The 12,797-nt window shown below is 70.6% G+C and carries 15 protein-coding genes; 11 read left to right on the top strand and 4 right to left on the bottom strand.

Annotation, left to right across the window (positions count from 1 at the left end; genetic code table 11):
• Positions 1-66: 66 nt before the first annotated feature.
• Entirely contained in the window at positions 67-477 is a 411-nt protein-coding gene (locus tag ABZW17_RS15725) for a DUF3151 domain-containing protein (protein WP_354813785.1), read from the bottom strand.
• 231 nt (positions 478-708) lie between these two features.
• Between ABZW17_RS15725 and ABZW17_RS15720 the strand changes: the two genes are divergently transcribed.
• The 3 genes from ABZW17_RS15720 to ABZW17_RS15710 are packed head-to-tail and all read left to right on the top strand — an operon-like array spanning position 709 to position 2,592.
• A complete protein-coding gene (locus ABZW17_RS15720; protein WP_354813783.1) occupies positions 709-1,881 on the top strand; it encodes a hypothetical protein in 1,173 nt (390 codons plus the stop codon).
• Between the two features lie 32 nt (positions 1,882-1,913).
• On the top strand, positions 1,914-2,195 hold the full coding sequence (locus tag ABZW17_RS15715; protein ID WP_354813781.1) for a PhdYeFM domain-containing protein: 282 nt from the start codon (positions 1,914-1,916) through the stop codon (positions 2,193-2,195).
• Positions 2,188-2,592: a type II toxin-antitoxin system VapC family toxin gene (locus tag ABZW17_RS15710; RefSeq protein ID WP_354813779.1), complete on the top strand. Its 405-nt coding sequence runs from the start codon at positions 2,188-2,190 to the stop codon at positions 2,590-2,592. The genes ABZW17_RS15715 and ABZW17_RS15710 overlap by 8 nt, the downstream gene beginning before the upstream one ends.
• A gap of 52 nt (positions 2,593-2,644) precedes the next feature.
• On the opposite strand, the gene fbaA is transcribed toward ABZW17_RS15710, so the two are convergent.
• On the bottom strand, positions 2,645-3,676 hold the full coding sequence (gene fbaA / locus ABZW17_RS15705) for a class II fructose-bisphosphate aldolase (protein WP_354813777.1): 1,032 nt from the start codon (positions 3,674-3,676) through the stop codon (positions 2,645-2,647).
• Positions 3,677-3,830: 154 nt separating this feature from the next.
• The gene (locus ABZW17_RS15700; RefSeq protein ID WP_354813775.1) at positions 3,831-4,655 is read right to left on the bottom strand and encodes an LLM class F420-dependent oxidoreductase; all 825 of its coding nucleotides are present in this window, start codon (positions 4,653-4,655) and stop codon (positions 3,831-3,833) included.
• Positions 4,656-4,727: 72 nt separating this feature from the next.
• Here ABZW17_RS15700 and ABZW17_RS15695 point away from each other — a divergent pair, with 72 nt between their 5' ends.
• The 6 genes from ABZW17_RS15695 (at position 4,728) to ABZW17_RS15670 (ending at position 10,484) form a co-directional block, all read left to right on the top strand.
• Positions 4,728-5,636 (top strand): aldo/keto reductase, encoded by a 909-nt coding sequence (locus ABZW17_RS15695; protein WP_354813773.1) that lies wholly within the window; start codon positions 4,728-4,730, stop codon positions 5,634-5,636.
• Between the two features lie 69 nt (positions 5,637-5,705).
• Entirely contained in the window at positions 5,706-6,617 is a 912-nt protein-coding gene (locus tag ABZW17_RS15690; protein ID WP_354813771.1) for an SDR family oxidoreductase, read from the top strand.
• 2 nt (positions 6,618-6,619) lie between these two features.
• Positions 6,620-7,093: a pyridoxamine 5'-phosphate oxidase family protein gene (locus tag ABZW17_RS15685; protein ID WP_354813769.1), complete on the top strand. Its 474-nt coding sequence runs from the start codon at positions 6,620-6,622 to the stop codon at positions 7,091-7,093.
• Positions 7,094-7,174: 81 nt separating this feature from the next.
• The gene (locus ABZW17_RS15680) at positions 7,175-8,647 is read left to right on the top strand and encodes an NAD(P)/FAD-dependent oxidoreductase (protein WP_354813767.1); all 1,473 of its coding nucleotides are present in this window, start codon (positions 7,175-7,177) and stop codon (positions 8,645-8,647) included.
• Positions 8,644-9,501 (top strand): metal-dependent hydrolase, encoded by an 858-nt coding sequence (locus ABZW17_RS15675; RefSeq protein WP_354813765.1) that lies wholly within the window; start codon positions 8,644-8,646, stop codon positions 9,499-9,501. Before ABZW17_RS15680 ends, ABZW17_RS15675 begins: the two co-directional genes overlap by 4 nt.
• Positions 9,498-10,484, top strand: coding sequence for a PDR/VanB family oxidoreductase (locus ABZW17_RS15670; protein WP_354813763.1), 987 nt, complete (start codon positions 9,498-9,500; stop codon positions 10,482-10,484). The genes ABZW17_RS15675 and ABZW17_RS15670 overlap by 4 nt, the downstream gene beginning before the upstream one ends.
• On the opposite strand, the gene ABZW17_RS15665 is transcribed toward ABZW17_RS15670, so the two are convergent.
• Complete coding sequence (locus ABZW17_RS15665) at positions 10,479-10,763, bottom strand: YciI family protein (RefSeq protein ID WP_354813761.1); 285 nt, start codon at positions 10,761-10,763, stop codon at positions 10,479-10,481. The genes ABZW17_RS15670 and ABZW17_RS15665 overlap by 6 nt on opposite strands.
• Before the next feature lie 200 nt (positions 10,764-10,963).
• On the opposite strand from ABZW17_RS15665, the gene ABZW17_RS15660 reads away from it, so the two are divergent.
• Positions 10,964-11,536 (top strand): SigE family RNA polymerase sigma factor, encoded by a 573-nt coding sequence (locus ABZW17_RS15660; protein WP_033262965.1) that lies wholly within the window; start codon positions 10,964-10,966, stop codon positions 11,534-11,536.
• A 91-nt stretch (positions 11,537-11,627) separates the two neighbouring features.
• Entirely contained in the window at positions 11,628-12,779 is a 1,152-nt protein-coding gene (gene nagA, locus ABZW17_RS15655) for an N-acetylglucosamine-6-phosphate deacetylase (RefSeq protein ID WP_354813809.1), read from the top strand.
• The last annotated feature ends 18 nt before the right edge of the window (positions 12,780-12,797 follow it).

Here is a 12,797-nt window from a genome sequence, read left to right as displayed (position 1 = left end):
GCCCTGCCGCTCGTGGAGGTCGCGCCCCCCGCCCCCCACCCCCACCCCCCCCCCCCCACGGGTGGGTCACTTGAGGCCGGTGGCTTCCGCGGCGGCGGGGTCGGAGTCGGCGAGGAAGGTGCGGCAGCGGTCGTACTCCTCGGCCTCGCCGATCTTCCCGGCGGCCTTGCCGAGGACGGCGAGGGCGCGCAGGAAGCCCTGGTTGGGGCGGTGCGACCAGGGCACCGGGCCGAAGCCCTTCCAGCCCGCGCGGCGCAGCTGGTCCAGGCCCCGGTGGTAGCCGGTCCGGGCGTAGGCGTACGCGGCGACGGTCTCGCCCGCCTCCAGGGCGTTTTCGGCCAGCGAAGCCCACGCCTCGCTGTAGTCCGGGTGTTCGGCGGCGACGGTGGCCGGGTCGGTCCCGGCGTCGAGCGCGGCCTGGGCGGCGGTGTGCTCGGGCAGCAGCGTCGGCTCGGGGCCGAGCAGGTTGTGCGTCATGCCGCCCATTCTGCCTCTAGAGGAAGAGGCTCCCCAGCACCCCGGCCCCGGCCAGCAGCAGGGCGGCGACCAGCACGCCCGCGACAACTCGTTTCGGCATCATGGCGGCACACCATGCCAACCCGCGCCCTCTGGAGGCAAGTCCGCCACCCGTAGGGGTGAACCCGGATTTTCGCGTCCTTTGCCACGGTCTTGGCCCACTCGTGACCATGACCGGCCATGATGTCCGGCATGGCCAAGGCAGTCGACGTCCCGGTGGACGTGATCCCGCGCAGCCCGATAGGCAAGACGCGGCTGTTCTTCACGCGGCACTGGCACCGCGGCGCCCCCGGGCAGCCGACCCCGGACTGGGTGCTCCGGTTCTGTTACGGCATGTGGCTGACGGCGTTCGCGTTCAAGCTGCTGGGCTCGTCGTGGGACATGTCGTGGCACTTCAAGTGGCTGCGCGACGACCTGGCACCGCCGCACCTGATCAACACGGTCGGCACGGTGATCATCGTGGTGCTGGTGGCGATCCACAGCTACACGGGCCTGGGCTGCGACAAGCGGTCGCTGCGCCTGATGCAGATCGGCCTGCTGACGTTCCTGGTGGCGGCGCCGCTGGACGTGATCAACCACCGCGTCAACGGCCTCGACCTCACGGCGTGGAGCCCGTCCCACATGATGCTGTACCTGGGCACGGGCATCATGCAGGCGGGCGTGCTGCTGGGCTGGCTGCGCCTGTCCCCGCCGGGCCGCTTCCGGACCGGCGTGCTGCTGGGCCTGTGGGCGTTCTTCCTGGAGAACACGTTCTTCCCGAACGGCCAGCAGGAGTACGGGATCCTGGGCCTGCGCGCGTGGGAACGCGGCGAACCGGAGGCGGAGAAGTCGCTGCTGGACTTCGCGGCCAACCAGATCGGCCACCCGGTCGACCGGACGGCGGTGCTGCACTTCACGATGCCGATCCCTTCGTGGGTGTATCCCCTGTGGGGCGTCGGGGTGATGGCGCTGATCCTGGTCCTGGCACGTCGGACGCTGGGGTTCCGATGGGCGGCCACCTCGGTGGCGCTGGCGTACGTGGCCTACCGGTCGGTGATGTGGCCGCTGCTGCTGGGGCTGGGGTTCCCGGTGTCGACGGTGCCGTTCTACCTGCTGTTCGTGGGCCTGGCGGTGGACCTGGCGTTCGCGATGAGCAACGGCGTCGTCCGCGCGGCGGCGGGCGCGCTGCTGGTGACGGCGTTCGGGTACGGGACGTTCTGGCTGCAGTCGCAGTTCCGGCCGTGGGTGCTGGGTGACGCGCACACGGAGTCGGCCCCGCCCGCGGCGTACTGGACGGCGGCGGTGGTGCTGGCCGGCGTGTTCGCGCTGTGGGCAGCGGCCGGCCCGGCTTCGCGCCGGTGGTCCGCGAGGCGGGTAACGGTGTAGCACCAGGTGCTACACCGCGCTACAGTGGTGTCGTGAAGGTCATCAGCCAGCGCGAATTCCGCAACAGCTCGGCCGCCGTCATGGACGCGGTCGAGGCGGGCGAGACCTACCACGTAACGCGCAACGGCGTGGAGATCGCCGAGGTGCGGCCGTTGCCCCGCCGGAAGCGGTTCACGGCGGAGGAACTGGTCGAACGGCACCAGCGCCTGCCCCGGGTGAGCGCGGCCGCCGTGCGCCGGGAGGCGGACGAGTACTTCGGCAGCGAAGATCGGCTCGGCGACGAGGACAACCCCTGGGAGCCGCGGCGTGACTGATCGTCATGCCACCGGCGTACTCGACACCTGCACGTACATCGAGCTCGCTTCGCTGGACCCGAAGGTGTTGCCGGAATTCCCTGAGATCACCGCGGTGACCCTGGCCGAGCTCCACCAAGGTGTCGCCATGACGACGGACCCCGCCGAGCGAGCCGTGCGGAACGAGCAGCTGGGAGCGGCGATCGTGGAGTTCACCCCACTGCCGTTCGACGGCGCGGCGGCGGCCCGGTACGGCACGCTGGCGGCCTTGACCATGGCCGCGGGGCGCTCACCCCGTCCCCGCCGGCTCGACCTGATGATCGCGGCGATCGCTTCCGTGCACGGCCTGCCGCTGTACACCCGCAACGCCAAGGACTTCCGCGGTCTCGAGAGCCTGCTGGAAATCGTCGAGGTCTGAACACGACGAAGGGGCCGACACTCACCGTGTCGGCCCCTCCGTACGTGAAGACTTACTTCAGCTTCGTCCCCGCCGAGCCCAGCGCCTGGCAGGCCTCGACGACCCGGGCCGCCATGCCGGCCTCAGCGGCCTTCAGGTACGAGCGCGGGTCGTACACCTTCTTGTTCCCGACCTCGCCGTCGATCTTCAGCACTCCGTCGTAGTTCTTGAAGAAGTGGTCCACGATCGGCCGGGTGAACGCGTACTGCGTGTCCGTGTCGACGTTCATCTTCACCACGCCGTACGACACCGCCTCGCGGATCTCCTCCGGGAGCGAGCCCGAACCGCCGTGGAAGACCAGCTCGAACGGCTTCGAGCCCTCCGGGAGACCCAGCTTCTTGGACGCCGCCTCCTGGCCGCCCTTCAGCACGTCCGGGCGGAGCTTCACGTTGCCCGGCTTGTACACGCCGTGGACGTTGCCGAACGTCGCCGCCAGCAGGTAGCGGCCGCGGTCGCCGGAGCCGAGCGCGTCGATCGTCTTCAGGAAGTCGCCTTCGGCCGTGTACAGCTTCTCGTTGATCTCCGCCTCGACGCCGTCCTCTTCGCCGCCGACGACGCCGATCTCGACCTCGAGGATGATCTTCGCCGCCGCCGTCTTGGCCAGCAGCTCCTGGGCGATGTCCAGGTTCTCGTCGAGGTCGATCGCCGAGCCGTCCCACATGTGGGACTGGAACAGCGGGTTCTGGCCGTTCTTCACGCGCTCGGCCGAGATCTCGATCAGCGGGCGGACGAAGCCGTCCAGCTTGTCCTTCGGGCAGTGGTCGGTGTGCAGCGCCACGTTCACGTCATAGCGAGCCGCGACGACCTGGGCGAACTCCGCCAGCGCGGTCGCGCCGACGACCATGTCCTTGACCTTCTGGCCGGACGCGAACTCCGCACCGCCGGTGGAGAACTGGATGATGCCGTCGCTCTCCGCCTCGGCGAACCCGCGGATGGCGGCGTTCACGGTCTCGGACGAGGTCACGTTGATGGCCGGGTAGGCGAACTCGTTCGCCTTGGCCCGGTCGAGCATCTCCGCGTAGACCTCGGGGGTGGCGATGGGCATCGTTACTCCTCCTTGGCACAGGGTGGTCCCGACCGCATCGTACGAGGTGTACCGCCGCCGCACACCGGTCCCCGCACAGAAACTTTCCCGCACGTCGGATCGGTTCAGAAGGAGGGTGTCCGGCCGCCGGGCGCACCGGCGGCCGGGACGGAGGTCACAGCAGCTCGGACGCCAGCGCGCGGTAGGCCGGCCACGGGTCCTCGTTCAGCACCTGGACCACGACCTGGTCCGCGCCCGCCTCGATGTGGGCCGCCAGGCCGGGGGCGATCGTCGCCGCGTCGCCGTGCAGCGCCAGCGCGTCGACCAGGCGGTCGCTGCCCTCACCCTCCAAGTCGGAGTCCGCGAAGCCGAGTTTCCGCAGGTTGGCGACGTAGTTCGACAGCCCGAGGTAGTACTTGACGGTGTTCCGGCCGATCGCGCGGGCCTCGTCGGCGTCGGTCGACAGGACGACCTTGTGCTCCGGCGCCAGCAGCGGCCCCGCACCGAGGATCTCGCGGGTCGAGCGGGTGTGCTCCGGCGTCGTCAGGTACGGGTGCGCACCCGCCGTGCGCGAGCCCGACAACTCGACCACCTTCGGCCCCAGCGCCGCCAAAGCGCGACCGGAAACCGGGACGCCCGCCGCGTCCAGGCCGTCCAGGTAGTCGACCAGCGCCGCGTACGGCTTCTTGTACTCCTTCGTCGCTTCGCGGTGGCCCGCGCCGACGCCCAGCAGGAAGCGGTCCGGGTACTTGCCCGCGAGCTGCTCGTACACCTTCGCGACGGACGCCGGTTCGTCCTGCCAGATGTTCACGATGCCGGTCGCGATGACCAGCGAATCGGTCGCCGCGAGCAGGTCGTCGACGGACGCGAGGTCGCCGGCGCCGGGCGAGCCGCCCAGCCAGATCGCGCCGTAGCCGAGCTTCTCCGCCTCCGCGGCGAACGCAGCGTCGACGTTCGCGTGGTACCGCCAGATCCCGAGCTTGCCCAGTTCGATAGCCATAGAACACCCCAACGCACGAAGTCCCGGTTTTCCTCCCGGTTCCCACGACGCGGGAAGGCTAACGTCGGGAGCATGACCAAGCTGGGCAACACCGACCTCGACGTCTACGGCCTCAACCTCGGCGGAAACGTCTTCGGCTGGACGGCCGACGAGCCGCAGTCCCACGCCGTGCTCGACGCCTACGCCGCGGCCGGCGGCAACTTCGTGGACACCGCCGACCTCTACGGCGGGGGCGGCCGCTCCGAGGAGATCTTCGGCGGCTGGCTGGCCGCGCGCGGCCGGCGCGCCGACTTCGTCGTGGCCACCAAGGTCGGCGGGTGGCCGGAGCGGCCGGGGCTGTCGGCGAAGAACATCCAGGCCGCGGCCGAGGACTCGCTGCGGCGCCTGCGAACCGACCACATCGACCTCTACTACGCCCACATCGACGACCGGGACACGCCGCTCGAAGAGACGCTCGGCGCGTTCGACGCGCTGGTCCGCGCGGGCAAGGTCCGTTACCTGGGCGCGTCGAACCACACCGCCGAGCGGCTCGCCGAAGCACTGTCCATTTCGGACCAGAACGGGTTCGCGCGGTACGCCGTGCTGCAGCCGCACTACAACCTCGTCGAGCGGGACTACGAGCGCGACCTCGCCCCGGTCGTCGCCCGGGAAGGCTTGGCCACGCTGCCGTACTTCGCCCTGGCGAAGGGGTTCCTCACCGGCAAGTACCGCACCAAGGACGAAACCGGCGACAGCCCGCGCGCCGCCCGCGCCGCGTCCTATTTGGACGCCGGGGGCGAGCGCGTGCTCGCCGCGCTGGACGAAGTCGCGGCCGCGCACGGGGTTTCGGTCGCCACGGTGGCGCTCGCCTGGCTGCGGCGGCAGCCGACGGTCGCCGCCCCGCTCGCCAGCGCCCGGACGCCCGAGCAGCTCGCCGACCTGACCGCTTCGGTGGCCCTCGAGTTGAGCGACGCCGAGCTCGCCGCACTGAGCGAAGCCTGACTACTCTCGGGTAGCTTACTGCGGGTAAGTTGAGGTACGGTGCCCTCAAGTGACGTCTAGGAGGGCACCGTGGCCAACCCGTTTTCGCTGTTGAGCGGCACCAAGAAGGTCGACGGCAAGGTCGTGCTGATCACCGGCGCCGCCCGCGGCATCGGCGCCGGCCTGGCCGAGCGGCTCGCCGCGCGCGGCGCCAAGGTCGCCCTCGTCGGCCTCGAAGCCGAGGAGCAGAAGAAGGTCGCCGACCGCATCGGACCCAACGCGCACGCCTGGGAAGCCGACGTCACGAGCTGGGATGCCCTCGAAAAAGCGACGAAGGGCGTTGTCGAGCACTTCGGCGGCATCGACATCGTCATCGCGAACGCCGGCATCGCGACCGCGGGCTTCGTGCGCTCGGTCGACCGCGCCGCGTTCGAGAAGGTCATCGAGGTCGACCTGCTCGGCGTCTGGCGGACGTTCCGCGTCACGCTCCCGCACGTCATCGAGCGCAAGGGCTACCTGCTCGCCATCTCGAGCCTCGCCGCGATCACGCACGCGCCCGGCATGGCCAACTACGCCGCCGCGAAGGCCGGCGTCGAAGCCTTCTCCAACAGCCTGCGCGCCGAGGTCGCCCACCTGGGCGTCAAGGTCGGCGTCGCGCACCCGACGTGGATCCGCACCGACCTCGTCGAGAGCGCCGACGCGCACCCGGTGTTCGGCAAGCTCCGCGCGTCGATGCCCGGCCTGATCGGCAAGACGTACCCGCTGGACGTCGCCCTGGACGACCTCGAAGCCGGCATCCTCAAGCGCGCCCGGACCATCCACGTGCCGCGCTGGGTCGGCGGCCTCAAGCTGCTCCGCGCGTTCCTGCCGCCGATCATCGAAATCGGCTCCCGCAGCCGGGTACCTTCGGCGGACAAGGCCGCGCTCGCCGACATCGAGGCCCGCGGCGCGTTCGAGTCGGCGGTCACCGGCCACGGCGGCCGGGCCGCCACCAAGGGGTGAAGATGTCCCGTCGCGACCAGATCAGGATGACCGAGGACGAGGTCCGCGCGTACCTCGCCGGGCAGAAGGTCATCAACGTCGCCAGCGTCGGCCCGAACGGCCGCCCGCACCTCGCGCCGCTCTGGTACTTCCCGCACGAAGCCGGCGTCGCGACCTGGACGTACGGCACGTCTCAGAAGGCGAAGAACCTCCGGCGGCTGCCGGAGGCGACTGTGCTGGTCGAAGACGGCGACAGCTACGAGAAGCTCCGCGGCGTCTCGTTCGAGGCCGACGTCGAGATCGTCGAGGACACCGAAGAGGTCACCCGGATGGGGACGGCGTTGATGCAGCGCTACTCCGGCGCCAAGCCGGGTGACCCGGCACCGGCCGAGCTGCAGGCCTTCATCGCAGGTCAGGCCGCGAAACGCGTCGGGCTGATCTTCCGCGCGACCAAGGTCGTCAGCTGGGACCACACGAAGCTCGGCGGGGCGTACTGATCAGTAGCCGGTACTTCCAAGTAACTGTTACCTGAGGTAACGTCTTCTGGGCAGCCAACTCGACGCAGCGGAGGCCGACAGATGACCGAGCGGTTCAAGGTCGTGATCGTGGGCACCGGGTTCTCCGGGCTCGGCCAGGCGATCCAGCTCGAAAAGGCCGGCATCCGGGACTACGTGATCCTGGAGAAGGCCGCCGAGGTGGGCGGCACCTGGCGCGACAACTCCTACCCCGGGTGCGCGTGCGACGTGCAGTCGCACATGTACTCGTTCTCGTACGAGCAGAACCCGGACTGGTCGCGGTCGTTCTCGCCGCAGCCGGAGATCTTCGACTACCTCAAGGGGGTCGCGGACAAGTACCGGCTGCGCGAGAAGATCCGCTTCGGCGTCGAGCTCACCGGCGCCCACTGGGACGAGCGCGAGCGCCGCTGGACGGCGACGACGAGGGACGGCCGCGAGTTCGTCGCGCAGTTCCTCGTCTCCGGTGTCGGCGGCCTGCACATCCCGCAGATCCCCGAGCTGCCGGGGATCGCGAACTTCGAGGGCCCGGCCTGGCACTCCGCGCGGTGGAACCACGACTACGACCTGCGCGGCAAGAAGGTCGCGGTGGTGGGCACCGGCGCCAGCGCCGTCCAGTTCGTCCCGAAGATCGCCCCGGAGGTCGCCGAGCTGACGCTGTTCCAGCGGACGCCGCCGTGGATCATGCCGAAGCCCGACCACGCGATGCCGTCGTGGGCGCAGGCGCTGTTCAAGCGCGTCCCGGGCACCCAGCGCCTGTACCGCAACGCGCTGTACTGGCTGCTCGAAGCGCGCGCCATCGGCTTCAACGGCCACCCGGCGATCATGAAGGCCGGTGAGCTGATCGCGAAGCGCAACATCGCGAAGGGCATCCAGGACCGCGCGCTGCGCAAGAAGGTCACGCCCGGCTACACGATGGGCTGCAAGCGCGTCCTGATCTCCAACGACTACTACCCGGCGCTGGGCCGGCCGAACGTCGACGTCGTCACCGACGGGATCCGCGAGGTCAGGGCGCACTCGATCGTCGACGCGGCCGGCGTCGAGCACGAGGTCGACGCGATCGTCTACGGCACCGGGTTCAAGGTGACCGACGCGCTGGAGTACCTCGACATCACCGGCGTCGACGGCCGCAACCTCGCCAAGGAGTGGGCGAGCGAGGGCATGCGGACGCACAAGGGCATCACCGTGTCCGGCTACCCGAACCTGTTCTTCCTGCTCGGCCCGAACACCGCCCTCGGCCACAACTCGGTGGTGTTCATGATCGAATCGCAGTCGCGGTACGTCGTGGACGCCATCAAGCTCGCCGATTCGCGCGGCGCCGCGGCGCTGGACGTCCGGCCGGGGGTGCAGGACGAGTTCCAGCGGGACATCCAGGACAAGCTGGTCAAGGGCGTCTGGACGCAGGGCGGCTGCAAGAGCTGGTACCTCGACGCCCAGGGCGTGAACCGGACGATCTGGCCCGGCTTCACCTGGCGCTACTGGCTGGAGACCCGCAAGGTCGACCCGGCCGACTACGAGCTCTCCGGCCGCTCGTCATGACCTCGCCGGACGAGCAGCTCGTCCTGCACGCGCGGGACGTGAAGTTCGACTGGGCGGCGCTGCCGTCGCACTGGATCCCCGGCGAACCGCAGGCCACGCACACGATCAACGTGCTGCACCTGGCGCTGCCCGAGGGCGAGCGCTGGTTCGTCGAGGTGTTCAAACAGGCGCTGCCGCTGATCCGCGACCCGCGGCTGGCCGAGGACGTCCTCGGCTTCATCGGCCAGGAGGCGGTCCACGCCGAGGCCCACGACGGCGCGGCGGCCCACCTGGAAGCGGCGGGCATCCGGGTGCGGCCGTTCGTGGCGCAGATGGAGTGGCTGTTCCGGCGGCTGCTCGGCGACCGCGACCTGACGGGAACGGCCGCCGAGGAGTGGCTGGTCGAGCGGCTCGGGATCATCGCCGCGATCGAGCACTACACGGCGTTCCTCGGCCAGTGGGTGCTCGACGCGCCCCTGGCGGAGGCGGGCGCCGACCCGGTGATGCTGGACCTGCTGCGCTGGCACGGCGCCGAGGAGGTCGAGCACCGGTCGGTGGCGTTCGACGTGTTCATGCACCTCGACGGCCGGTACGGGCGCCGGGTCCGCAGCATGGCGGCGGTGACGCCGGTGCTGGCCTGGGTGTTCCTGCGGGGGACGCGGTACCTGATGCGCAACGACCCGGAGCGTCCGGGCCGGGCCTCGCTGCGGGCGTACCGGCGGGCGGCGAAGCGGGGGTTGCTGCCGACCGGGCGGGAGCTGGCGCGGGAGATCCGGCCGTACTTCCGGAGGGCGTACCACCCGTCCGAGACGGGGAACACCGAGCAGGCGGTGGCGTACCTGGCGAGTTCCCCCGCGGCCCGGGCGGCGGGGTGACCCTCGGCCGGCCCACCCGGCTGGACGGCAGCGCGCGCACCGACCACCTGATGTCCACTTTGGTGGGTGTCGTGGGCGTTTACCGTCGCTTGTCGCAGTTCAGCGGACGGCGGCGCCCACCCGTCCGCGCGGTGGACCGAGACCTTTCACTGGTCGTCGAAACGATCCGCCCCGAGGCCGAAGGTGTCGTCAGCCTGCGGCTCGCGAACGGCCGTCCACTGCCCTCCTGGCGCCCGGGCGCGCACGTCGACCTCGTCCTCCCGTCCGGCCTGACCAGGCAGTACTCCCTCTGCGGCGACCCCGCCGACCGCTCGCACTACCGGATCGCCGTCCGGAAGATCGGCGCCGCCTCGGCCGAAGTACACGCACTCCGGCCCGGTCAAGAGCTCACCGTCCGCGGCCCGCGGACCGCGTTCCCCTTCGTCGGCGACGGGCCGTTCCTCTTCGTCGCCGGCGGCATCGGGATCACGCCGATCCTGCCGATGGTCGGCCGCTGTGTTGAATCAGGCGCGGACTGGCGGCTGGTCTACACCGGCCGCAGCCGCGCGTCGATGCCGTTCCTCGGCGAGCTGCCGGCCGACGACCGCGTGTGGATCCGCCCGGACTCCGAGTTCGGCATCCCGGCGTCCGGCGCCGAACTGCTCGCCGGGATGCCCGAGGGTGCGTCCGTGTACTGCTGCGGGCCGGTGCCGATGATCACCGGGGTCCGCATGGACCTGGCCCGGACCGCGGCCGTCCACTTCGAACGGTTCGCCCCGCCACCGATCGTCGCCGGGCGGCCGTTCCGGCTGACTTTGCGCAGGTCAGGCCTGGTTCTCGAGGTGCCGGGCGACCGGAGCGCGCTCGATGTCCTGCGCGAGGCGCGCCCCGGGACGCCGTACTCCTGCCGGCAGGGCTTCTGCGGAACGTGCGCGGTGCCGGCGGCCGGCGGCGGATCCGTGCGGGTCTGCGTCGACCGCGGCACCACCGTGCTCGACCTATGACTCCGCGGGCAGCCAGGCGCCGATCACCGGCTTGAACTCGCGGACGCTGCGCTCGGCGATGACACCCTCCAGGAAGTACGGGTCCTGGTCGATCGTCGCCTTGAGGTGCGCCTCGTCGTCCGCCTGGTACAGCGTGACGCCGCCGGTGCCGTCGCCGAGCGGCCCGGCGACCGCGACGCGGCCCTCGCCGGCCAGTTTCGCCAGGAACTCGCGGTGACGCGGCCGGACGTCCGGCATCTTCTCCTGGACGTAGGTGATTTCGACGAGGAACCAGGCCATGTGGATCTCCGGGGGTCGGACGGGCGGGACGAACCCGACGCTACCCGCGTCACAGTTCTGTACCAGCGGCCGATCTGTGGCACCGGCATCTGAACCCGATAGGCTGGGCGTGCGTCAGTACCTGTGTGAGCGCTGTGAATACCGTGAACCTGCTGACGCGGCACACCGTGCAAACCGGGGTCGAGAACAGGCAGGGGTTCATGCTCGAGGGCAATGCGGAACGCAGCGTCGAGGCGACCCTCGGCCACCTGCGGGTCATGGACGGTCCGGCCCCGGCGCAGACCGCCGCGCCACTGACCCTCGAAGACCTCTACCGCCAGCACCGCATGCGGCTGGTCCGGCTGGCGATTCTGCTGGTCGACGAGCCCGCGACGGCGGAAGACGTCGTCCAGGAGGCCTTCACCGGCCTGCACCGCAACTGGGGCCGGCTCCGGGACGCGGCGGCCGCGGTCGGCTACCTGCGCACCGCGGTGGTCAACGGGTCGCGCAGCGTGCTGCGCCGCCGCAAGACCGCCCGCGAGTACGTGCCGCCGCACGCGGTCAACGCGCGGTCCGCGGAGAGCCTCGCGATGCTCTCCAGCGAGCACCAGGCGGTGGTCAGCGCGCTGTCCAAGCTGCCGCCCCGCCAGCGCGAAGTGCTGGTGCTGCGGTACTACGGCGGGCTGAGCGAGGCCGAAATCTCTGAGGCCGCAGGCATTTCCAAGGGTACCGTCAAGTCGACCGCCAGCCGGGCGCTCGAGGCACTCCAGAAGGCCATGCAGACCCCACAGTGACCCGGGTGGACCATTCCGATCACTGAGTCGTATCACCATGCTTGGTCCAGACCAATATATGCTGGGGGGCGTGAGAGGCGCCGGAGATTTCGTGATCATGGGCGGCCGGGTCGCAACCCCGGACCGTTTACTCGACGACGGCTGGGTGGCCGTCTCCGACGGGCGGATCGCCGGCGTGGGTTCCGGGACCCCGCCGTCGGGCGACCACGTCGACGTCGGAGGGGCACTGGTCGTGCCCGGGTTCATCGACACCCACTGCCACGGCGGGGGAGGTGCTTCGTTCACCTCCCTGGATCCCGAGGAACTCCTGACGGCGGTGCGAGCGCACCGCCGTCACGGCACCACCACCATGCTCGCCAGCCTGGTCTCCGACCCGGTGGACATCCTGCGCGAGCAGGTTGCGGCGCTGCGTGAGCTCGTCCAGGACGGCGAGGTCGCGGGCATCCACCTGGAGGGGCCGTTCATCTCCCGGGCCCGCTGCGGCGCGCACGATCCGGAAACGCTGCTCGAACCGGACACGGGCACCGTCGAGAAGCTGCTGCGCGCGGGCCAGGGCGCGATCCGGATGGTCACCATCGCGCCCGAGCTGCACGGCGGCGTTAAGGCGGTCCGCCAGCTCGCCGAATCCGGTGTCATCGCCGCCATCGGGCACACCGACGGCGTCGAGGAGCAGCTGCTGCCGGCGATCGACGCGGGCGCGACGGTCGCGACCCACCTGTTCAACGGCATGCGGCCGCTGCACCACCGCGAGCCCGGCCCGATCGGCGCGCTGCTGGACGACGAGCGCATCACCATCGAGCTCATCTGCGACCTGGTCCACCTGCACCCGACGGTGGTGCGGCTGGCGGCCAGGCACGCGGGCCGGAACCGGACGGTCCTGATCACCGACGCGATGTCGGCCACCGACGCCGCGGACGGCCGCTACACGCTGGGCCGGCTCGAGGTCGACGTGCACGACGGCGTCGCCACCCTCGCCGACAACGGTTCGCTGGCCGGCAGCACCCTGACGATGGACACCGCCTTCCGCAATCTGGTCGGGGGTGCGAAACTCGGCATCCTCGACGCGGTGCACGCGACGTCGCAACGGCCCGCGGAGCTGCTCGGCATCGCCGACCGCACCGGGATGCTGTGCTCCGGCTACCAGGCCGACATCGTGGTCCTCGACCAGGACCTGCGGCCGGCGAAGGTGGTGCGCCGGGGAGAATGGGTCGCCGAGGTGGGAACGGCTACCTTGAGCACATAGGTTTTCTGCGAGCGGACG

It is taken from the genome of Amycolatopsis sp. NPDC004625 (assembly GCF_040609695.1).
Lineage (GTDB): Bacteria > Actinomycetota > Actinomycetes > Mycobacteriales > Pseudonocardiaceae > Amycolatopsis.
Note: the sequence above shows the minus strand (reverse complement) of the source record. Positions and strands in the feature narration are given on the sequence as shown.